Origin of the sequence: Brucella pituitosa, assembly GCF_965577835.1 — a bacterium.
GTDB lineage: Bacteria > Pseudomonadota > Alphaproteobacteria > Rhizobiales > Rhizobiaceae > Brucella > Brucella pituitosa.
The window spans coordinates 2,076,367-2,097,775 of sequence record NZ_OZ264092.1 but is presented as its reverse complement, the minus strand read 5'-3'; the positions used below and the strand labels follow the sequence as shown (position 1 = coordinate 2,097,775).

Here is a 21,409-nt window from a genome sequence, read left to right as displayed (position 1 = left end):
ATCATGACTACCACCATCGACAGCATCATCTCCGACTTCGAATTTCTCGACGATTGGGAAGACCGCTATCGTTATGTGATTGATCTCGGCAAGGAATTACCAGCCTATCCAGACGATGCCCGCGATGCTGCTCACAAAGTGCAGGGCTGTGTCAGCCAAGTGTGGCTCAAGACCATTCCGCATGAAGGTGATGATCCGGTTATTGAATTTCTGGGCGATTCTGATGCGCATATTGTGCGCGGTCTGGTTGCAATCGTGCTCGCCTTCTATTCAGGTCGTAAGGCTTCAGAAATCGTATCGTCTGATCCGGAGGAAGTGCTCAAAAAGCTTGGACTTGATGAGCATCTCACACCGCAGCGCTCCAACGGTTTGCGTTCCATGGTCGCGCGTATTCGCCGTGATGCCGAAGCGCTCAAAGTTTCAGCCTAACAAGCGTTCAACCGACAGTGCTGCGGACAGCAATTGCCTGTCGGTTCCATGGCGTGCCGTCATCATCAGACCGACCGGTAACCCCGTAACAGGCAGCGGCAGCGTTATGCTGCAAAGATCAAATTGATTGGCAATTTGCGTATTTCGCAACAATAGGCTCTCAACGCGGTCATATTCGGCAGAATTGTCGCTGACCGATGCAATTGTTGGCGCAACAATCGGCGTTGTCGGCGTCACAAAAAAATCAATGCCAGTTAGCCGTTGTTCCATTTCATATGCGAGCCGTGTTCTCGTCTGCATCAATGCTGCGAAGTCCTCATCCGAGACGCCCAACCGCTTTGCAAGCGTATGCTTTACCCTGTCATCGACATTCGCGTCTGGATCTTTGAGCCATGTTTCGGCATGAATACGACTGGCTGCGATACCTACAATCGAACCAATGCGCGTCGCATCGCGCAGTTGAAGAATGAGATCATCCAGTTCCAGCTCAACGACCCGCAGGCCTGCTGCGGTCAGAACCGAAATTGCCGAGTTGAATGCAGCAGTTACCTCTGGTTCCAACTCCGACAAAAGCAGGCCTTTTGGCAATCCCACAGTCAGTCCACCTAACGATGCTGCCTCTGGCAGAATCGGCGCTTCACCCGCCATCACAGCATCCGCGAGAATGCAGTCGGCGACCGTTTTGGCCAAAGGTCCGATTGAATCAAGAGCGGGCGTCAGCGGAAAAGCGCCATCCAGCGGAATGCGACGGGCGGTTGGTTTAAAGCCTACCAAGCCATTCAGAGCCGCAGGGATGCGAATGGAGCCGCCCGTATCGGAGCCGATTGCTATCTCGCTGGTACCTTCAGCCGCAGAAACCGCAGCGCCCGAGGAGGAACCACCGGGAACCCGGCTTGAATCAATCGCATTACCCGGCACGCCGTAATGCGGGTTTAATCCGACCGCAGTAAAAGCAAACTCTGTCATATGGGTTTTGCCAACAATGACTGCACCGGCGTCTTTCAGCCTCTGAACGACGACTGCGTCGTTATTCGCATGCAAAGCCGATTTGCGAATGACGGAACCCGCTAATGTCGGCTCCCCTCTCACATCGAACAAATCCTTGATCGAAACAATTCGTCCGTCGAGCGGGCCGAGCGAGCGCCCTTCTTTCAGGCGTCTGTCTGATGCATCAGCCTCAGCACGTGCTCCATCTGCATAGACCGTGCCGAACACCTGTTCGTCACCTGCACGCGCCTCCAGCTTTGACAGAACTCGTTCCAGATTTTGCTGACTGCTTTGCATTTTTACCCCCGGTATTTGACGTCTTCTTATTCAAACTTCTGGATAGGTCAATGCAGTCAATCCGCGCAGCTTATCCAAAAACCGTTGCACACTTTTCGGGATACGCTCTAATTCAGCTCTGATTTGGGTGAGCAGTTGGTCGATAGTCGGTCGCACCCCAATGCAAAACCTCAGGAGATCGCCGTTCTTGTGCCTGTGGACTGTAATGCCTGTGCAGCATGGCGAGACCTGTCTTAAGCAGCATTTTTCCTGACCGCACCGGCCACTGACGTTCCCGCTCTACGGTCTCAAGCCCTTTCAGAAAACAACACACATCGATCAGGACACCGCTCAACTCCGGTCCGACTGCTTCCAGCGCTCGCTCAACCCGCATCCGACTTGCAAGCGCAATATCCGTGAGTTCGGCCATTCCGCCTGGGCCCGACCGCGATGAGTTACGGATGCCGACATCCCATCGCGCGGAAATTGACGGCATCATGGAGCCGCGTGTAAAATCAGCGCGCAATCGCTCGCCTGCACGAAATTCATCGTCAGAAATAAAACTCTCGCCATCGCCATTGCGCAGACGATAAAGCTTGGCCAGAGGAGATTCAGACGGATTGATTTCGATCCTTTCCCCATGCTCAAATTCGACCGTTTCCGTCTTCCGTGCAGTTTTTATGTTTTTACTCGCAGTCTTACGTGCAGCCCCAGAGATCACTATCCGCTGCCCGTCGCAGAGCAAAATGCCGCGTTTCTGCATCGCCTCGAGTTCTACACGCGTTGCAGCGATTGTTCCCTGCTCTCCCACAAGCAAGACGTGCGTTTCACGTACAGAATCCTGAACATCACATCCACCGTGCTTAAGAAAGCGCAGGATTCTGGCTTCCGAAGTCGAAAACACATCGCTCATGCTGCCATCCTCCAAGCAGAGAATCCCAGACCGACCATCTTTTCCAGCTTGGAAACTATGGCATCGTAATCTTCGTCATCACGCCTGTCCTCCACCAGATGGCAGGCATACATGACCGTAGTGCGATCCCGGGCAAACCCGACCGCGACTTCGCTCATCACCATTCCGAACGACGTGTGTGCAAGGTACATCCCCAACTGCCTGACTTGCGCCACCTCCCTTCTGCATCGCAAGGGCGAGCGCAGTTCTGCACCGCTAACAGCAAAATATGCGGACAACAGATCAATCAGAGCGTCACAGAGTTCCACGCTTTTTTCCTGACGCCTTCGCCCCAACGCACGACCAGAATTATCGATCTTGAGTGCTCGTCCGTGTCGCGTTGCGATCACTTTTAAAACCTCAAGAGCCTCAGCCCGGGTATGGATGATATCTGTTAGTTCCAAAGACATTCATCTTTCCTCACCGTAATAGGAATATCTTCTTATAGTGAGAAAATTGCAAGCGTGGATAAGTTTTTTACAACGTGAAGCGGGGCATATATCCACTGCAATCATATTAAATAGGAATCTTATCCAACAACATCGAACATGAGCGATCCTCTCACAGAACGCGCAACAAACTGACGAGGATCAAAATGAGGGCAATTGCACTGAAAGAAGCGAGCATAAATTTTCTGGCTGCGAGAAAAGAAGAGCGAATATGCGCGATGCAGCGCGTGGCACTGCAAATGATCGCCGGGATTGATATGGATAAGTTATTAAACGCACCGGAAGCAGAGCGGATACAGGCGCAGACAAAGCTCGGTCGGCTGATCGAACGCGAACGTCTGAAAGGCGTCAACAGTCACTGGAGTTATGATCTCAACCGCCATATCGCCTTAAAACAGGCATTCGACCGCCTCGGCGGGAGGAATATACGCCGAATGCCCACAAAAAATGAACAAGCATAAAATAATGGCCCGGAACGCATGTAGAAAATCCATGCTTTCCGGGCCAAAATCAGAGCGCCGATCTGATTGAATCAGATTCGATTACGCGTCCTTAGGCTTGCGGCCCAAGCCCATCTTCTTTGCAAGACGCGAACGTGCTGCTGCATAGTTAGGAGCAACCATTGGATAGTTAGGATCAAGATCCCACTTTTCACGGTACTGTTCAGGGGTCATGCTGTAGTGGGTCATCAGGTGACGCTTAAGCGACTTGAACTTCTTACCGTCTTCCAGACAGATGATATAATCGTCAGTAACTGACTTCTTAGGATTGACTGCTGGCTTCGGCTTTTCAACAACGACCGGAGCTTCTTCACGCTCAACGTGACGCTTGAAAGCAGAATGCACTTCCGAAATCAGGAGAGGTAGTTCGCTCGCACGAATGGAGTTGTTTCCGACATAGGCAGCAACAACATCAGCAGTAAGGCTGAGAAGCAATTCTGCGCTCTCGTCGAAGATTTCAGGGTTTTCCATTGTTTTTCCTTTTTTTGTCTTTGCTTTAGCTCAAGCAGACTGCAGCTCTCAGAACCGATTGCCGTCTACGCGAAATTCTTATGCCCTGCCCAACTCATTCGGCGATGCAAGTATCAATGAATAGTGCCATTTGCAATAGAATTGTCAAACCACATTACATTAACAGAATTGAATTCTTCTTGGATGTGCAAATACAGTGTACTTAAACACAAAACGTGAAGCGCTATTCAAACTAGCCAAACGCATTCGGCGCTGTTGTCAGCTCTGTCATTTATTCTCGAGTATAGGGGGATGAGCATCTCTTTTCCGCCGCTTCCTTAATTTGTAGCTCACACATAAGCAATAGTTTTTTTCTGCCAAGTCTATTTACCACCGCCACTGCAAACACAATTTATTGATTGCGACATTGAATAGGGAGTCGGGCAGCAAAAAGGCATAATTAAAATATATTTCATTCAGATCAGCTCGCATTTGGCTTATCCACCAACTATATAATCGCTACGAACCATAGAGCACATGCCGGCATTCAGATGCACAAGCAATTTAGTAGTGTATTGAAGAGTTTATGCCTAATTTGCACTGTGCGTCTGTCCAATCCACATGGCTTCGCACAAGAGAGGAGATATAAATGTCTAACTCTGCCGATAAATCCCGCACATTGAAGGTTATAAAGACTGATGCGGAATGGCGCGAGCAACTTACGCCGATCCAGTACCAGATCACCCGTCAGCATGGCACTGAACGTGCATTCTCCAGCCCCAACTTCGACAGTTCCCTGCATGGTATTTATCGCTGCGTTTGCTGTGATCGCCCGTTGTATAAATCGGAAGCAAAATACGAATCCGGGACCGGATGGCCAAGCTTCTATCAACCAATCGAACCGGATGCCGTGGCTGCCTTTGAAGATCATTCCTATGGCATGACCCGCACCGAAATTCGCTGTTCCGACTGCGATGCACATCTGGGGCATGTTTTCCCTGACGGCCCAGCACCAACAGGTCTCCGCTATTGCATGAACGGAAACGCATTGATCTTCGATCAGGACTGATAACTTAGCTCTTACAGTCCGGACCTCTTCAACGGTTCGGACTGATTTCATTTGCTTTTTACTGGATTTTACATGCCACACGACACCAATTTTCCTCAGCCCCCCAAAGCACCGAAGCATCCAGCGAAGGATACCCGTCACGGTATTACCCGCATCGATGATTATGCATGGTTACGCGCAGATAACTGGCAGGAAGTATTCAAAGATCCATCGGTTCTCGCGCCTGAAATTCGCACGCATCTGGAGGCTGAAAATGCCTATCAATCGGCTTTGATGCAGGACACGGATGCGCTCCAGAAGCAGCTTTTTGCTGAGATGCGCGGTCGCATCAAGGAAGACGATTCATCCATTCCGTCAAAAGACGGCCCGTTTGCTTATGGCGTTTCTTATCGAACCGGTGGTGAGCAGCCTTATTTCATTCGCACGCCACGCGATGGCGGTGCGGAAACCATTCTCCTCGACGGCGACAAGGAAGCAGAAGGCAAGGCTTACTTCCGCCTCGCTTCAGCTGACCACTCGCCCGATCACAATCGTTTGATCTGGGGTTACGACGACAAGGGATCAGAGTTTTATAAACTCAGAGTTCGCGAGTTAAACTCCATGTCAGACCTTGGAGATATACTCACCGACACCAATGGAGGTGGCACCTGGGACGCGAACGGCAAAGGTTTCTTTTATACTTTGCTGGATGAAAACCATCGACCTTCAAAGGTTTTCTATCACGAGATCGGCACAGATCAAGCGCAGGATAAGCTGATCTATGAAGAACAGGATCCTGGCTTTTTCCTGGGCGTTGGCGGTTCTTCACTCGACGATTATGTTTTCATAGATATTCACGACCACGAAACCTCTGAATGCTGGCTGTTGCCTGCAAATGATCCGGCTGCAAAGCCTCAGCTCGTCATGGAGCGCAAGACTGGTGTTGAATACGACCTCGCGCCCGGTGGCGATGAATTTTTCATTCTGACCAATGTCGATGGCGCCAAAGACTTTAAGATCATGCGCGCTCCAGCATCTGCACCGCAGCCGGAAAACTGGGAGGAAGTCGTCGCTGAAGTTCCAGGGCGTCTTATCCTTTCGCATGGCGCTTTCAAACATCATCTGATCTGGATGGAGCGGGATAATGGCTTGCCGCGCATTGTTATTCACGATCGTAAAACCGGCGAACAACATGCTATCGCATTTGATGAAGAAGCTTATTCTCTCGGCCTGCATGGCAGTGCTGAATACGACACCGAAGTAATCCGGTTCTCATATTCCTCGATGACGACGCCGGAGCAACTCTTCGACTATAACATGCGCACGCGCGAACGCGTTCTGCTTAAAACGCAGGAAGTGCCTTCTGGCCACAATATCGAAGACTATTTAACACGTCGTATCCTTGCGCCGGCCGCGGATGGCGAACTGGTTCCTGTCTCGCTGATTTATCATAAGGACACGAAGCTCGATGGCTCTGCACCGTGTCTGCTCTACGGCTACGGCTCTTATGGTATCACCATTCCGGCAAGTTTCAGCACATCGCGGCTTTCGCTTGTTGATCGTGGCTTCATCTATGCCATCGCACATATTCGCGGCGGCAAAGACAAAGGCTTCGCCTGGTACGAAAACGGCAAACGTGAAACAAAAATCAATACGTTCACGGATTTCATCGCCGCAGCAAAGCATCTCGTCAAAGAAGGCTTCACAAGCCATGACCGTATCGTCGCACATGGTGGCTCGGCTGGAGGCATGCTGATGGGCGCGATTGCCAATATGGCACCAGATGCTTTTGGCGGTATCATCGCGGAAGTTCCGTTTGTCGATGTGCTCAACACCATGCTTGATGACACATTGCCACTCACACCGCCGGAATGGCCTGAATGGGGAAATCCGATCAACTCTGAGGCTGATTATCGCAATATTGCAGCCTATTCGCCTTACGATAATGTCAGTTCGCAAGCCTATCCGCGCATACTCGCTGTGGCAGGCCTGACCGACCCACGCGTTACCTATTGGGAACCGGCAAAATGGGTAGCCAAGCTGCGTGAGCTCAAGACCGATGATCATCCAGTTCTCTTCCGCATCAACATGGATGCAGGCCATGCTGGCGCGTCAGGTCGTTTCTCGCGGCTTGAAGAAGTTGCTTACACCTATGTTTTTGCACTGAAAGTGGTTGGCAAAGCTTAATTTTTAAGGTTTGAACAGTAAAACGCCGAGAATTCCCGTCTGATTTTATTAGGCGGGAATTCTCATTTTCAGGTTTCTATATTCTGTTCGGGATTAGCCGAGATACCCAACCCACCAAACAAAACCGCTTCTCGTTTTTGCTAGAAATACTCCAGACAAATACAATATTCTTCTAAAAAATTTCAGTGAAAGGAAAAGTCAATATACTAATTTAGTGAGTATTCATCTGAACTTGCACGAAAACTTGAGCTTAGAAAACTTCCCAGAGTGTCGTATAATCACTTTAGTTGAATAGCTTCGGATCAAGGGAGAAGCCCATGTTACGTTCCGGCATCACCGTTTCAATAGCTTCAATGAGTTTGATCGTTTCCGCCCTTGTTGCTTTGCCGTCCGTCACAACCGCCAGCGCACAAGTCCGCAAGAACGTCAGCGAATATGCGGGCCAGCGTTGCAATACACCGCCGCGCGGCAGCGGCGTTATCGTCGGCCAGTTCAGCGGCGTGGACGATTCCCCATTTGTCAGTGATGGAGACGGGCTAGTGCCCATCGACCGCTTCCGCTGCTTCAAAACCTTGTCCGAGTGCAAAGGCTGGCTCTATACCATGCAGAGCAAATACACCAATGCCGGACTGCCGACGGTGGTGCGTTGCACAAAGCGTTAGAGCACATCTATTTAAGACCGGATCGCACTTTTGGCTCGAATACTATAACCACAAAACTGTGATTTTCCGTCCTCCATCTTAATGTCATGCTGTCCGAGAAGTGCAGACATATCGATTGGGAGTATTGGATATATGCAGCAGGCGAGCTACGTTCACGGTGCAAACGAAACGCCACTCATTGGCGACACCATCGGCAACCATCTTGATCTGATAGCAGAGAAATATCCCAACCGCCCGGCAGTTGTGGTGCGTCACCAGAATATCCGACTGACCTATAACGAATTGAAGAACCGTACCGATGCGCTGGCCGAAGGACTGCTTGCAATCGGTCTCCAACCCGGCGAGCGCATAGGCATCTGGTCGCCCAACAATGTGGAATGGCTGCTCACACAGTTCGCGAGTGCGAAGGCGGGGCTTATTCTCGTCAATATCAATCCAGCCTATCGCGCGCATGAACTCAAGCACGTTCTGGCAAAGGTCGAATGCGCAGCGCTTATCCTTACCCCTTCCCTCAAAACCAGCAATTACATTGAAATTCTTCGCTCGATCGTTCCAGAGCTTGGTGATGCGCGGCCCGGCTATCTCAGCTCAGAGCACTTACCGGGGCTGCGTTGCGTCATTCGCCTGGGGGAAGAGCGGACGACTGGCATGTTTAATTTTGATGAAGTCGCAACTTCCGGCAACGCAACCACGATTAAACAACGGCTACAACTTGCAAACGAGCTGCAATTTGACGATCCGATTAATATCCAGTTCACCAGTGGCACCACAGGTAGCCCCAAAGGGGCGACGCTCACTCATCACAATATTCTCAATAATGGTTTCTTCATTGGCGAGGCGATGCGGCTCAGTGAGCAGGATCGGCTTTGTATTCCTGTTCCTTTCTATCACTGCTTCGGCATGGTTCTGGGCAATCTGGCCTGTGTGACACACGGCGCCTGCATGGTCATTCCCAATGACAGCTTCGATCCTCTGCTCACACTGCAAACGGTCGAAGACGAGAAATGTACCGGCCTGCATGGCGTGCCGACCATGTTCATTTCGATGCTCGACCATCCGGAATTTTCGCGTTTCGATCTCACCAGTCTGCGCACCGGCATCATGGCTGGTTCGCCGTGCCCGATTGAGATCATGCGGCGGGTGGTCAGTGAAATGCATCAGAGTGAAATCACCATTGCCTATGGCATGACCGAAACAAGTCCGGTCAGTTTTCAAAGTGCAACGACCGACCCGCTGGAAAGGCGCGTCTCGACGGTCGGTCGCATTCATCCGCATCTCGAAGTGAAAATTATCAATGCAGATGGCAAGATCGCACCACGCGGCGAGAAAGGCGAATTACTGACCCGCGGATACAGCGTCATGCGTGGATACTGGGCAGATGCCGTCGCCTCTGCAGAAGCAATTGACGATGCTGGATGGATGCATACAGGCGATCTCGCAACCATTGACGCGGAAGGCTATTGCAACATCGTCGGACGCATTAAGGATCTGATTATTCGCGGTGGTGAAAATATCTATCCGCGAGAGATCGAAGAATTTCTATTCACCCACCCGGCTATCAGCGATGCTCAGGTTTTCGGTGTTCCAGACAATAAATTCGGTGAGATAATCTGCGTTTGGATCAAGCTGCATCGAGACCGAGAGCTTAGTGAAGAACAATTAATTGCATTCTGCAAGCAACACATCGCTCATTACAAAATCCCGGCGCATGTCCGTTTCGTGGATGAGTTTCCCATGACTGTAACTGGCAAGATACAGAAATTCGTCATGCGGCAAGCGATGATCAAGGAGCTTGGGCTGGAAGAGATCAGAACGGACTGATCTTTTACGGTCATCTCGGCGGATAGCCATTCTTATGCGCTGGAATGGCTTTGAGATACGCAGCAATTGCCGCACGATCAGCATCCGTCAAATGCGCCATGTTGGCAACGACATCCGCCATTGATCCGCCCAGTGAATCGAAATCTGGCGTGAAACCGCTTTGCAATGCATAGGCGATATCGTTCTCGCCCCACTCACCGATACCACCCTCGCCTGTGGTAATATTGGGAACAATGCCTTTACGGCCATCGCTACCGGTTTCCGGCGATAGCGCTCCAGCCATCCATTGCTTGGTATCAAGTCCACCAATAATGTTGCGTGGGGTATGGCATTCGCCGCAGTGGCCGAGCGCTTCTGTCAGATACTGGCCACGCTTCACCTGATCGGATGCGTTTGCAAGGTCCACAACTAGTTTGTGCGAAAGATAGAGCTGCTTCCAAAGCCCCAATCCACGACGGATCGTGAAGGGAAATCCCAGTTTATGCGGCGCCGCCACATTGTCAGAAGTTGGCAAGGTCTTCATGTAAGCAAAGAGGTCGGCAACGTCCTGCGGCTGCATTTTGGCGTAAGACGTATAAGGGAAAGACGGATAAAGATGCTCTCCACCTCGTCCCACGCCTTTCAGCATTGCGTTGGCAAAATCATGCAAGGTCCAGTTACCGATACCTTGCTCTGACGGAGAAATGTTCGGTGCGATGAATGTGCCAAAATCCGAAACCAGTTCATGCCCACCCGCAAGCACCTTGCGGTCGTCACCCGACGCACCGGGAGCAGCATGACAGGAAGCACAGCCCCCTGCCCAGAACACCTGCTCGCCCTTGGTAGCGTCACCCGGCTGCAAAGATGCAATCACCGACTGATCCACCGTCTGAGGCGTCGTCAGCACCCAGAAGGCAGCAGCACCAATGATGAATACAGCACCTGCGGCATATGCGAGTTTACGGACCATTCTTCTGCCAGAGCGGTTTCTGTTTAAATAGAAACCGCTCTATCCCTTTAGTTTACGCATTATTCGACGCAAAACTGCTTCGCACTTTTGGCTCAAATGCTCTTATCAGTTCTTTTTCGCACGATAGACTTGATGGCATGAACCGCAATTGGCAGCGACTTGCTGGAATGCTGGCTTCAACGCATCAAGATCCTGCGGCTTTGCGGCAAGCGCTGCGGCAGCGTCGGAGCGGAACTTTTCAACGTGCTTGACGAAATCTTCCTTGTTTTCCCAAATCTTGGGCGAAGCTTCTGTATCGCCTTGATCGGACCCTGCCGGGAACAGCGTATCGACGTCTAATTTCTTGGCGTCAGCATCCAGCTTCTCAAGTGCAGCCAGAGCGGTAGCAGCATCGAAAGGCTTCTCGCCTTTGACCATCGGCGCGAGCTGTCCAACAGAACGCCCCATATCCTTCATGATCGCCTGACGGTCTGCAATCACATCGGCATGAGCCACGCTGGCAGTCAAAATCGCAACTGAACTGACAGCAAGGAAAAATGAACGCATATGGTCCTCCGCATCTAAAAATTGAACAAAATTCGTTCCTTGGTACAAATATCCGATACAATCACCACCATTGCAACAAAGGCATCGAACAAACCCCAACTATCAAAAGTAACACACAGAGGTTATATCGATTATTACAGGCACTTCACGAGAATGTGAAAAACATGATTGAAATACTATTGTTTATTATTTCTGATATTCTGCCTTATCATAGCTACAACGAATATAATTCATGATTATGTTAATCATGTTTGTGTGAAATCATAAATTTAAACAAAGAAAAACCCCGCTCTCGCGGGGTTCTCATACCTACGACTGACGCGGCAGATTATGCCTTTTCGTAAAGCTCAAGCACGTAGTCCCAGTTGACGAGGCTATCGACAAAAGCTTCAAGATACTTCGGACGCGCATTACGGTAATCGATGTAATAGGAATGCTCCCATACGTCGACGCCGAGGATTGGCGTTGCGCCATGAACCAGCGGGCTTTCACCGTTTGCAGTCTTCGAGATTTCGAGCTTGCCGTTCTTAACCGAAAGCCATGCCCAGCCCGAACCGAACTGACCAGCACCGGCAGCGATGAAGTCTTCGCGGAATTTGTCATAGCCGCCGAGATCGGATTCAACTGCCTTTTCAAGCTTGCCTGGCAGCTTCTTGCCGCCACCGTCTTTCTTCATCCAGTTCCAGAAATGGAGATGGTTGTAGTGCTGGCCTGCATTGTTGAAGAGCGCCTGATTCTTGCCAAAGCTTTCCTTGACGATTTCTTCGAGGCTCTTGCCTTCAAGGCCGGAACCTTCAAGCAACTTATTACCATTGGTAACATATGCCTGATGGTGCTTGTCGTGGTGGAATTCGAGCGTTTCGCGCGACATGAACGGAGCAAGTGCGTCATAATCGTACGGAAGGGCGGGCAGTTCAAAAGCCATTGGAACTCTCCTCTTTGTCTTTCAGCTTGCATTAGGCAGCTACTGGGGGCAGAGCGAATACATACCCTGAAACTTGCGTGCGCAACTTACATAGGCCGCAACGCCTCGGGCGGCAATGGCGCATATTCTAAATTCGCGGCTCATCGCAATGAATTTTTATTGAAATTGCATAAGGATAAGGTCCACTTTACTTTTTTTGAGATTGATGCACGAACGGAGAAAATCGGTGTCCTATAATTCTTATGTTTTCGACGCTTATGGCACATTGTTCGATGTGCACTCAGCCGTGCGTAAACATGAGGATAAAACCGGACCTGATGGTCGTTTATTCTCGGAACTTTGGCGCGCCAAGCAGCTGGAATATTCGTGGGTTCTAAGCCTTATGGGGGCCTACAAAGACTTCTGGGCGCTGACAGAAGAAGCTCTGGATTTTGCTTTTGCGCGATATCCTTCCGTAGACCCTACCCTTCGTAGCGATCTTCTCGACGCCTACTGGAAACTCGACTGTTATCCTGAAGTGCCGGTTGCACTCAAAAACCTTAAAAGCCGTGGCGCGCGTTTGGCTATTCTCTCCAATGGCTCACCGGCCATGTTGGAGGCAGCTGTTAAATCATCAGCGCTTGATGTTCTGCTCGACGACGTAATCTCTGTAGACACTGTACAGCGCTATAAAACCGCACCCGCCGTCTATGAACTTGTCACCACACAATGGCGGCTCTACCCATCTGCAATCTCGTTTCAGTCATCCAATCGATGGGATGTTGCAGGTGCTGCGCGATTCGGAATGCGCTCCGTCTGGATCAATCGATCCAACCAGCCCGACGAGTATAAGCAACATCCGCCTGCTCTTATTCTGCCGAGCCTTCAGCTCCTTGATTGAATCTCACTAAAACTTGAACGGGCAACTTCATGCAATAACGGTCTGTTGCGATCAAAATTGTGTCGCAGCGGCAACACGAGGGATATCCCATCGTATTAGCCACGTTTAGGCCTTATTCCGACCGGCGGGAGGCCACATTTATGGGGCGTTTTGCCCCCACAAATCGCCGAACAAAAAGTGTTCAGCATTACTGAAACACCGCAACTTGCGATCAAAGCAACGGGTTGGTCGCACTTCATTAACCCTAACCGTTGTATCTGTAGCTCCTCCCGTCACTAATCTGGTTTTCATATGCACACCACCCTTACCCGCCGTTCTTTTCTTACGGCCATGACAGCAACAGCGGCGGCCGGCCTCGCCGGTTGTGCTCAGTTGGGGCAGAATGTTCCAATTGTCGATGTGGATGCTTCGGGCAATCCTATTAACAGGACACCGCAGGCGAACGTCGATGCCTCATACGGAAGCTGGGCATCAATGTATGCTGCAGTGGAAGACAATGGCTTTCAGCTTCCTGCCATTCCGATCCAGAAAATGGACAAGCGCTTCTTGCGCCAGGTCGTTCAGGATCCGACAGGCGAAATGCCGGGCACGATCGTTGTCGATACCACCAACCGGTTCCTCTATCTGGTACTCGGCAATGGTCAGGCAATGCGTTACGGCGTCGGCATTGGCCGCGACGGGTTTGCATGGTCGGGCCGCGCAGTCATACAGTACAAGCGCGAATGGCCACGCTGGACGCCACCGGATGAGATGGTCGCCCGTCAGCCAGAGCTCGAGCCATATAGCTCACGCAATGGCGGCATGGCTCCAGGTCTCAAGAACCCACTCGGCGCGCGCGCACTCTACATCTTCAAAGACGGTAAAGACACGATCTACCGCCTGCACGGTAATCCTGAATGGTGGTCGATCGGCAAAGCCGTGTCGTCGGGCTGCGTACGCCTGATGAACCAGGACATTATCGACCTCTATAATCGCGTACCTGCGAAGTCGCCTATTCTGGTTATGTAGTCTGAATTGATTTCTAATGAACAAATGAAAAAGCCCCCTTTATGGGGGCTTTCTCTTTTATATCACGTCGCGTTCTTAAAGCACTTCGCGTTTGATTACACCCAGACGACGCGCTTTAAGTCTTCGTTTTTACGCATGTCGTTAACGGAAAACCGGTCCCCACTTTTCCGCGACATGCTTTAGCGTTTGAAACTACCCAAAATACCGCGAACCAGCGCGCGTCCGAGTGAGTTGCTGACAGACCGAACCACCGACTTCATCGCAGTCTCAGCAACAGTCTGACGTCCTGAACGGCGCCCCGTTCCCAATGCAGTTCCAACCAGATCACCGAGAATACTGCCACCTTCTCCGGATTCTTCTTCCTTGGTCTTCTGCTGTGCTGCCGCGGCTGCCTGCGCCTTTCTGGCCAGCATTTCAAATGCAGAATCACGATCGACAGTCTGATCGTATTGGCCGGAAACAGGGCTCGCCGCGATAACTTTTGCACGCTCATCTGGCGTCAATGGTCCAATTCGCGACGATGGCGGACGGATCAATGTGCGCTGCACCATCGACGGCACACCTTTGGCCTGCAATGTCGAAATCAGTGCTTCACCGGTTGCAAGACTGGTAATCGCCTCAAACGTCTTGAAATCCGGATTTGGCCGGAACGTATCGGCTGCCGTCTTCACCGCATTCGTTTCACGCGGCGTGTAAGCGCGCAGTGCGTGCTGCACACGATTGCCAAGTTGTGCCAGAACCGTTTCAGGCACATCGAGCGGGTTCTGTGTCACGAAATACACGCCGACACCCTTGGAGCGGATCAGGCGGACCACCTGCTCTACACGATCGACCAGTGCCTTCGGCGCTTCATCAAACAGCAAATGCGCTTCATCGAAGAAGAAGACGAGCCTCGGTTTGTCGGGATCGCCCACTTCCGGCAATTCCTCGAACAATTCAGACATAAGCCACAGCAGGAATGTCGAATAAAGGCGCGGGCTCATCATCAGCTTATCCGCTGCAAGCACACTTATCACACCGCGTCCGTCGGTCGTAGTGCGCATCAGGTCAGCAATGCGCAGCGCCGGTTCGCCAAAGAACTTGGAACCACCCTGCTGATCGAGCACGAGCAATGAACGCTGGATTGCACCGACAGACGCCTTGTTGACGTTGCCGTATTTTGCAGAGAGTTCGGCTGAGCGCTCCGCCATTTCTGTGAGCATTGCCTGCAGATCTTTCAAATCCAGCAGAAGCAGACCTTCTTCGTCGGCAAGACGGAAGGCAACATTAAGCACACCTTCCTGCGCATCCGTGAGGTTCATCAGGCGCGAAAGCAGCAGTGGTCCCATTTCGGAAATGGTCGCACGAACCGGATGGCCCTGCTCGCCGAAAATATCCCAGAAAATGACTGGAGAAGCCCGCATTTCATATGGTTCAAGCTTAATTTCCGCTGCACGCTTGGTCAGGTTGTCATTGACAATACCTGTTGCTGCAATGCCTGAAAGATCGCCTTTGATGTCGGCGCAAAAAACAGGAACACCTGCAGCCGAAAAACTCTCGGCCAAGACCTGCAATGTCACCGTCTTACCCGTACCTGTTGCACCGGTTACAAGCCCATGCCTGTTCCCATATTTCAGCGCCAGATATTCAGGCTGCTGATAGGAATCATCTGGTTTGCGGCTTGCACCAAGGAAAATTGCATCATCGGCCGTCATTAAACAGGTCGCTCCGTATAAGGTTTGCTTCCTTTACGATATACTAGGACCACCGTCACGCAACAACGATAAAGCCGAATTTTGGCTTGGATACTTAATTTGTGGTCATAGGAATGCAGGAATTTCCCAATATTTTGAATTAGGAAAGCTTGCAAAGCGCCAACGAGAATGCATATTACGTAAACGTAAGAAATTTGGGAGACTCTCATGGATGAACTGATCGCGCGCATCACCTCGAATGTCGGCATCGATGCAGCAACGGCACAAAAGGCTGTTGGCATGATTCTGGCGTTTCTGCAGAAGGAAGGCCCAGCTGACAAAGTACAGCAGTTGCTTGCAGCATTCCCGGGTGCCGAAGAAGCCATTTCGCAGGTCAAGGGTGGCGGTCTGCTTTCCGGCCTTATGGGTGGCGTGATGGGCCTTGGTACTCAGCTGATGGGTGCAGGTCTCGGCATGGGTGAAATCTCCGGCGTTGCCAAGGAAACCATCCGCTTTGCCAAGGAAAAGGCTGGCGACGAACCTGTCGATGCAGTGGTCGGATCAATCCCCGGCCTCGGACAGTTCGTCTAAGACTGCTTTATAGAGACAAAAGCCCCGGTTTTCCGGGGCTTTTTCTTATACTTCTTTTACTACTTTCACACCGACATGTCGCGCCCGTCCAGCGCCCCAGCCATTGATGGCAGCGCCCACGCCAAGCAGGGCAAAGAAAACACCGCAGGCAGCAAAACTGCCCGTTGCACCATGAATCATTCCCACGACCAGCGGTCCGATGGAGGCCAGCGTATAGCCTACACACTGCGCCATGCCCGAGAGGTGTGCAGCCGTATGGGAATCCGGCGAGCGCAGTACGATAACCATCATCGCAGCTGCAATCAGACCGCCCTGCCCAATTCCTTGAATGGCTGCCAGTATCCAGAAGCTCCATTGTGGCAGATAGAGAAAGCCGATCAACGGTAAGGCAGCGCAAAGGCAAAGCACAGCGTTGAGTAAGCTCTGGCTTTTCTGTCGAATGGCAATCGACGGGATAGCAAGACAAGTCACGACCTGCACCATGATTGAGAACGAAACCAAGCCCCCAGCCGCGGTTGCACTCAAGCCCTGCTCGCGTAAGATCGGAGCAAGCCAGCCGAAAACCACGTATGCCATGGAGGATTGCAGCCCCATAAAGAGCGTAACCTGCCAGGCAAGCTTATCTTTCCAGAGCCCGATGACCTTAAATCCGGAATGCGCAACATTGTGCTTTGCGCGCAGCGCCTGCGGTAACCAGAGTGCGAGTACGAGAGCTGCCGGGATAGCCCAGAACGCAAGTGCCAGGTTCCACGAACCACCCAACATGTGTTCAATCGGAATCGTGAAACCTGCTGCGGCGGCAGCGCCTCCGCACAGCGCCATCGTATAAAAGCCGGTCATGATCGCAGCTGTTTTAGGAAAATCACGCTTCACAACGCCGGGCAGCAAAACATTGCCGGTTGCAATAGCAGCGCCAGCCAATATTGCGCCAATATAGAGGGAGGCCGAATTGCCGATGCCGCGGATTGCCGTGCCGATGGTCAAAACCACGAGCACAAAAAGCAATACGCGCTCAGCACCGAACCGCTGTGCGAGACGGGGTGCAAAAGGTGCAAATACACCCAGACACACAACTGGCAGTGTCGTCAAAATACCCGCCCCAGTTGCCGACATACCCGTTGCTTCGATAATTTCTGGCAGAAGCACCGAAACACTTGAAAAGACGGGGCGCAGATTAGCAGCAATCAGCACGAGGCTTAAGCCCAGCAACACACGCAAAGCCGGACTTGGCATACGCTGTGCGGCAGGCTGCGGCACACTATCGGCTTCCGCATCGACAAATGGCTCTGCATGTTGCGCCAGTTCTTCTTCCGTCACAGAACGCGACGAAATCTCATTTGTGTGGCTCATGATGCCAACAGCCTTTCAAGTTCTTCAATCAATGGCGCCATAAATCGCCGCACCGCAGCGCCCGCAAGATCGGGATTGCCGCTCGCTATGGCTTCAACAATGGCACGATGTTCTTCGTGATCTGGTTCCGGCAACTCTCCGTCGAGTGTTGCTTCTATCGATTCCCGAATGGACTGGGAAAAGAACGCATAGACCGCAATCAGCGCGCTATTGCCCGATGCAGCAACAACGGCTTCGTGAAACGCAAAATCCCGCGATACAAAATCGGTTCTGTTGTCGTCTGCACGTTTGCTGCGCTGCTCAAGCTTCAATTCAAGATGACGGATCGTTTCCGGCGTTGACCGCTGCGCCGCAAGCCGCGCCGCTTCAACTTCAAGGGCAGCCCGCGTTTCAAAACGATCGCGCAAGCTGGTATGGCGAATCCGGTCAAGGCTGCGGGTCGTATCGGCCGCTGATAAGACATAGGTTCCCGAACCCTGCCTCGTTTCTAACATGCCTTGAGCGACAAGCGCGCGCACAGCTTCACGCACGGTTCCGCGGCTGACCCCCAATCTGGCAGAGAGACTTGCTTCATTAGGCAGTTGTTCGCCCACGCGCCAATTGCCCGCTGTAATTTCAGCCCGAATGGACTGCTCGGCTGCATCTGCCAAGCTTTTTCTCGATAGCGTTTCCATAGATCACCAAAGTCATCGGATGACTTGATGAATTATCTGTCATAATCTCGCATGTCAATGTGGATTACACGCGGCGCTTAATCTGCTTTAACCGTGTCTGCCGCATTCCGTTAACAATTTTCGCGCAATGTGGCAGGCTAAAATTGAGACTATTGGACCGGGTGCCGCATGATTACGCTTTACTGCCTTAACGGAGATCATCTCGAAAGCGTCGAGGTAGAACCGGGCAACCCATTGCCCGACAATGTAATATGGATCGACCTGCTCGCACCGGGCGTCAATGAAGATCACATCGTTGAGGCGTGGACCGGCATTTCCATTCCTACACGCGAAGATATGACAGAGATTGAAGAATCAAGCCGCTTCTACATGGAAAGCGGTGCGCAGTATCTGACCGTTCCGATCCTGCATGCAGTTGATCTCGATCACCGCGAACTGGCACCGGTCACCTTCATCCTGCATGGGTCGCGGCTCGTCACTGTGCGTTACGCCAATCCCAAATCCGTCAGCATCTATATTGCGCGCGCCATAAAGCCCGGCAACGGATTGATCCCTGCCAAATGCTCTGGCCTTTCCATCATGCTGGGAATTATCGAGGCCACCACCAACAGGCTTGCGGATATTCTGGAAGGCGTAGCTGGTAAGATCGACGCGGCCTCGCATTCCATCTATCGCCGTCAACCAAAGGCCCGACCGATGACGACCGAGGATTTCCGGCATATCCTCACGCAGATCGGTGGGCAGGGAACATTCTTATCCCGAATGCGTGAAAGCCTTGCTGGCGTCAGCCGCATGCTGGTTTATCTTTCGGCGATCAACAGTCCCGTCGCCACCAAAAAAGACACCCGATCATGGATCAAGTCGCTGGAACGCGACGCACAATCACTCGTTGCTTACGTGGACTTTCTGTCCAATAAAGTCACATTCCTGCTCGATACAATCGTAGGCCTCATCTCGGTCGAGCAAAACGCTATCATCAAGATTTTCTCGGTTGCGGCAGTGGGCTTCATGCCACCGACACTGGTTGCGTCCATCTACGGCATGAACTTCTCTTTCATGCCGGAATTGAACTCACCCTGGGGATATCCGATGGCGCTTGGTCTGATGGTCGCCTCAGCCCTGCTTCCGCTTTTCTACTTCCGCAGAAAGGGCTGGCTGTAGACATCGTAGACAGTGCAACTCCAATGTTATATCATAAGTTATAACACTGGAGAGAAGCCATGAATGTTACCCTGCGCAAGATCGGCAATTCAGAAGGTGTCATCCTGCCCAAGGAAGTGCTGGAGCGGCTTAATCTGCACACCGGAGATACACTTGTTCTCACAACTGACGCAAATGGTCTGAGACTAACCCGTAGCGAAGACGCTCCCGAAGTTTTCGAAAAGAAAATGCAGATCGCACGCGAGCGGATGAAAAAATACGAAACGGCTTATCGCGTTCTTGCGAAATGATTGATTTCCATTCTCGCGCATTTGTTGAAGCTCTACACGATGAGCAACTGCGTCTGCATGGAGGCGCACCGGGAATCCGGGATTCAGGCTTACTGGATTCCGCTCTCGCTCACCCCTTGCAAAAGCAGGCCTATGGTGAACCTGATCTCTTCGATCTCGTGGCGGCCTATTTGTTCGGTATCTTGAAAAACCATCCTTTCATAGATGGTAACAAGCGCACAGGACTAGCCACAGCGGACTTGTTCTTGTATTTCAATGGCTACAGTCTCGAAACAGAGCAAGAAGACATTATTCAGCTCGTTCTGATGGTATCAACGAGTGAAATCGATGAGCATGGCGCTTCCGCATTTTTCCGCGATCATACTGTAGTTCTTGATGAAAGTTAGATCACCTTCACAGCCACTATCTCCCACTCTTTACCATTGATTGTTACGACATCACCGACCGGCTTACCGAAAAGCATAATGGCGACCGGGGCCATGTGGGATATCTTACCCTTGGCCGGATCAGCCTCATCCTCGCCAACAATAGTCCATGTGCGGGCTGTTCCATCGAGATCTTCAAGATCGACCGTCATACCAAAACGCACAACATCGCTATCGGGCTCCGGCACAGACAGCTCCGCTGTCTCGCGTCGCGCGGTCCAATAGCGCAAATCGCGCGAAAGGCGCGCAATTGCCGAGCGCTCGCCCGCGACATTCGCTTCAGCCAATTCGCGTTGCAACCGCACGAGTTCATCCTCAATCAGCTTCATGCCATCTGGCGTGACGAGATTTCGATGCTGGCTTATGGGGCGCTCACCGAGATCTGTCGGAGCGTCATCCTGTTCCTTGGTAAAAGCTCTGCTCATCCTTCGAATGTATGCAGAGCAGCCGATACGTGCAAGCCCACGGCCTTATCTCACTAATATTTCCATCGTCCCAAAATACACGACCTCATTCCTTCGAGTTTTTATTGATTGATCAGTCAATCAAAGATAAAATATGCCGGAATAGCCTTAAACCAGGACAACCATTATGCCCAAGATCGGGATGGAACCTTTACGGCGGCGCGAACTGATCGACGCCGCCATCCGCACAATCGGCCAACGCGGTTCGCTGGATGTAACTGTTGCACAGATTGCCCATGAAGCAGGCGTCTCACCCGCGCTCGCGCATCATTATTTTGGCGGCAAGGACAAGCTCATTCTCGCTACCATGCGCCATCTGCTTCGCGAACTTGGGAGCGACCTGAACGCAGCAATGAAGTTCACTGAAACGCCGCGAGAACGTATCGCAGCGATTATTGCGGTGAACTTTTCTGCTTCACAGTTCGCACAGGAAACGATTGCCGCCTGGCTCACCTTCTACGTCCATGCGCAGCAATCAGAAGACACCAAACGGCTTTTACGCATTTATGCACGCCGCCTGCATTCAAATTTCGTCTTTGCACTTCAACAACTGACCAGCCGCGACCATGCAAATCGCATTGCCGAAGGTGCGGGTGCGCTGATTGACGGGCTTTACATCCGCCATGCGCTGGGTGCCGACGCGCCAAATGCAACATCGGCGATCGCTCTTGTAGAAGATTACATTGCCGTTCAGCTTTCGGTGGAGAAATGA

Annotated in this window: 24 protein-coding genes; 13 read left to right on the top strand and 11 right to left on the bottom strand. The window is 51.7% G+C overall.

All coding sequences use genetic code 11. The annotated features are described in order from the left end of the window. Positions 1–3: 3 nt before the first annotated feature. The gene (locus tag ACSME1_RS10090) at positions 4–429 is read left to right on the top strand and encodes a SufE family protein (protein WP_024897261.1); all 426 of its coding nucleotides are present in this window, start codon (positions 4–6) and stop codon (positions 427–429) included. Here the strand turns inward: ACSME1_RS10090 and ACSME1_RS10085 are convergent. The 3 genes from ACSME1_RS10085 to ACSME1_RS10075 form a co-directional block, all read right to left on the bottom strand. Continuing rightward, the gene (locus tag ACSME1_RS10085; protein ID WP_024897260.1) at positions 421–1,713 is read right to left on the bottom strand and encodes an amidase; all 1,293 of its coding nucleotides are present in this window, start codon (positions 1,711–1,713) and stop codon (positions 421–423) included. The two genes, ACSME1_RS10090 and ACSME1_RS10085, sit on opposite strands and share 9 nt — an antisense overlap. A gap of 112 nt (positions 1,714–1,825) precedes the next feature. Beyond that, on the bottom strand, positions 1,826–2,605 hold the full coding sequence (locus ACSME1_RS10080) for a DUF6456 domain-containing protein (protein ID WP_024897259.1): 780 nt from the start codon (positions 2,603–2,605) through the stop codon (positions 1,826–1,828). Further along, positions 2,602–3,048: a helix-turn-helix domain-containing protein gene (locus ACSME1_RS10075; protein WP_024897258.1), complete on the bottom strand. Its 447-nt coding sequence runs from the start codon at positions 3,046–3,048 to the stop codon at positions 2,602–2,604. Before ACSME1_RS10075 ends, ACSME1_RS10080 begins: the two co-directional genes overlap by 4 nt. A 191-nt stretch (positions 3,049–3,239) precedes the next feature. Between ACSME1_RS10075 and ACSME1_RS10070 the strand changes: the two genes are divergently transcribed. Further along, on the top strand, positions 3,240–3,554 hold the full coding sequence (locus ACSME1_RS10070) for a cytoplasmic protein (protein ID WP_105705295.1): 315 nt from the start codon (positions 3,240–3,242) through the stop codon (positions 3,552–3,554). An 81-nt stretch (positions 3,555–3,635) separates the two neighbouring features. Here the strand turns inward: ACSME1_RS10070 and ACSME1_RS10065 are convergent, their stop codons facing one another. Further along, the gene (locus ACSME1_RS10065; protein WP_024897256.1) at positions 3,636–4,064 is read right to left on the bottom strand and encodes a MucR family transcriptional regulator; all 429 of its coding nucleotides are present in this window, start codon (positions 4,062–4,064) and stop codon (positions 3,636–3,638) included. A gap of 628 nt (positions 4,065–4,692) precedes the next feature. Here ACSME1_RS10065 and msrB point away from each other — a divergent pair. The 4 genes from msrB (at position 4,693) to ACSME1_RS10045 (ending at position 9,761) form a co-directional block, all read left to right on the top strand. Next, a complete protein-coding gene (gene msrB, locus ACSME1_RS10060; RefSeq protein ID WP_024897255.1) occupies positions 4,693–5,112 on the top strand; it encodes a peptide-methionine (R)-S-oxide reductase MsrB in 420 nt (139 codons plus the stop codon). Between the two features lie 72 nt (positions 5,113–5,184). Continuing rightward, complete coding sequence (locus tag ACSME1_RS10055) at positions 5,185–7,278, top strand: S9 family peptidase (protein ID WP_105705296.1); 2,094 nt, start codon at positions 5,185–5,187, stop codon at positions 7,276–7,278. Positions 7,279–7,631: 353 nt separating this feature from the next. Beyond that, positions 7,632–7,940, top strand: coding sequence for a hypothetical protein (locus tag ACSME1_RS10050; RefSeq protein ID WP_435654954.1), 309 nt, complete (start codon positions 7,632–7,634; stop codon positions 7,938–7,940). A 132-nt stretch (positions 7,941–8,072) separates the two neighbouring features. Beyond that, on the top strand, positions 8,073–9,761 hold the full coding sequence (locus ACSME1_RS10045; RefSeq protein WP_105705300.1) for an AMP-binding protein: 1,689 nt from the start codon (positions 8,073–8,075) through the stop codon (positions 9,759–9,761). A gap of 10 nt (positions 9,762–9,771) precedes the next feature. On the opposite strand, the gene ACSME1_RS10040 is transcribed toward ACSME1_RS10045, so the two are convergent. The 3 genes from ACSME1_RS10040 to ACSME1_RS10030 form a co-directional block, all read right to left on the bottom strand. Then, positions 9,772–10,710 (bottom strand): cytochrome c, encoded by a 939-nt coding sequence (locus ACSME1_RS10040; RefSeq protein WP_024897251.1) that lies wholly within the window; start codon positions 10,708–10,710, stop codon positions 9,772–9,774. Between the two features lie 105 nt (positions 10,711–10,815). After that, positions 10,816–11,256, bottom strand: a complete 441-nt coding sequence (locus ACSME1_RS10035) for a c-type cytochrome (protein WP_024897250.1) — start codon at positions 11,254–11,256, stop codon at positions 10,816–10,818. A gap of 328 nt (positions 11,257–11,584) precedes the next feature. Then, positions 11,585–12,181, bottom strand: a complete 597-nt coding sequence (locus ACSME1_RS10030; protein WP_007874131.1) for a superoxide dismutase — start codon at positions 12,179–12,181, stop codon at positions 11,585–11,587. Positions 12,182–12,407: 226 nt separating this feature from the next. Between ACSME1_RS10030 and ACSME1_RS10025 the strand changes: the two genes are divergently transcribed. Both ACSME1_RS10025 and ACSME1_RS10020 read left to right on the top strand, forming a co-directional pair. After that, positions 12,408–13,061 (top strand): haloacid dehalogenase type II, encoded by a 654-nt coding sequence (locus ACSME1_RS10025; RefSeq protein ID WP_105705302.1) that lies wholly within the window; start codon positions 12,408–12,410, stop codon positions 13,059–13,061. A gap of 291 nt (positions 13,062–13,352) precedes the next feature. Further along, positions 13,353–14,069 (top strand): L,D-transpeptidase, encoded by a 717-nt coding sequence (locus ACSME1_RS10020; protein ID WP_024897248.1) that lies wholly within the window; start codon positions 13,353–13,355, stop codon positions 14,067–14,069. A gap of 179 nt (positions 14,070–14,248) precedes the next feature. Here the strand turns inward: ACSME1_RS10020 and ACSME1_RS10015 are convergent, their stop codons facing one another. Then, positions 14,249–15,763: a helicase HerA-like C-terminal domain-containing protein gene (locus ACSME1_RS10015; protein ID WP_024897247.1), complete on the bottom strand. Its 1,515-nt coding sequence runs from the start codon at positions 15,761–15,763 to the stop codon at positions 14,249–14,251. Between the two features lie 207 nt (positions 15,764–15,970). Here ACSME1_RS10015 and ACSME1_RS10010 point away from each other — a divergent pair, with 207 nt between their 5' ends. Next, the gene (locus tag ACSME1_RS10010) at positions 15,971–16,333 is read left to right on the top strand and encodes a hypothetical protein (RefSeq protein ID WP_024897246.1); all 363 of its coding nucleotides are present in this window, start codon (positions 15,971–15,973) and stop codon (positions 16,331–16,333) included. 45 nt (positions 16,334–16,378) lie between these two features. Here ACSME1_RS10010 and ACSME1_RS10005 read toward each other — a convergent pair whose 3' ends face one another. Together ACSME1_RS10005 and ACSME1_RS10000 are read right to left on the bottom strand one after the other, a co-directional pair. Beyond that, complete coding sequence (locus tag ACSME1_RS10005) at positions 16,379–17,683, bottom strand: CynX/NimT family MFS transporter (protein WP_024897245.1); 1,305 nt, start codon at positions 17,681–17,683, stop codon at positions 16,379–16,381. After that, positions 17,680–18,357 carry a FadR/GntR family transcriptional regulator gene (locus ACSME1_RS10000; RefSeq protein WP_100559502.1) on the bottom strand — a complete coding sequence of 226 codons (678 nt, stop codon included), beginning with the start codon at positions 18,355–18,357 and terminating at the stop codon, positions 17,680–17,682. The genes ACSME1_RS10005 and ACSME1_RS10000 overlap by 4 nt, the downstream gene beginning before the upstream one ends. Positions 18,358–18,525: 168 nt before the next feature. Here ACSME1_RS10000 and ACSME1_RS09995 point away from each other — a divergent pair, with 168 nt between their 5' ends. From ACSME1_RS09995 to ACSME1_RS09985, 3 genes are read left to right on the top strand one after another with little or no spacing between them, the layout of a single operon-like run. Further along, complete coding sequence (locus ACSME1_RS09995; RefSeq protein WP_024897243.1) at positions 18,526–19,518, top strand: magnesium transporter CorA family protein; 993 nt, start codon at positions 18,526–18,528, stop codon at positions 19,516–19,518. 59 nt (positions 19,519–19,577) lie between these two features. Continuing rightward, positions 19,578–19,808 carry an AbrB/MazE/SpoVT family DNA-binding domain-containing protein gene (locus tag ACSME1_RS09990; RefSeq protein ID WP_024897242.1) on the top strand — a complete coding sequence of 77 codons (231 nt, stop codon included), beginning with the start codon at positions 19,578–19,580 and terminating at the stop codon, positions 19,806–19,808. Continuing rightward, entirely contained in the window at positions 19,805–20,194 is a 390-nt protein-coding gene (locus ACSME1_RS09985) for a type II toxin-antitoxin system death-on-curing family toxin (RefSeq protein ID WP_024897241.1), read from the top strand. The genes ACSME1_RS09990 and ACSME1_RS09985 overlap by 4 nt, the downstream gene beginning before the upstream one ends. On the opposite strand, the gene ACSME1_RS09980 is transcribed toward ACSME1_RS09985, so the two are convergent. Next, positions 20,191–20,658 (bottom strand): GreA/GreB family elongation factor, encoded by a 468-nt coding sequence (locus ACSME1_RS09980; RefSeq protein ID WP_024897240.1) that lies wholly within the window; start codon positions 20,656–20,658, stop codon positions 20,191–20,193. The genes ACSME1_RS09985 and ACSME1_RS09980 overlap by 4 nt on opposite strands. 166 nt (positions 20,659–20,824) lie before the next feature. Between ACSME1_RS09980 and betI the strand changes: the two genes are divergently transcribed. Beyond that, a complete protein-coding gene (gene betI / locus ACSME1_RS09975; protein ID WP_024897239.1) occupies positions 20,825–21,409 on the top strand; it encodes a transcriptional regulator BetI in 585 nt (194 codons plus the stop codon).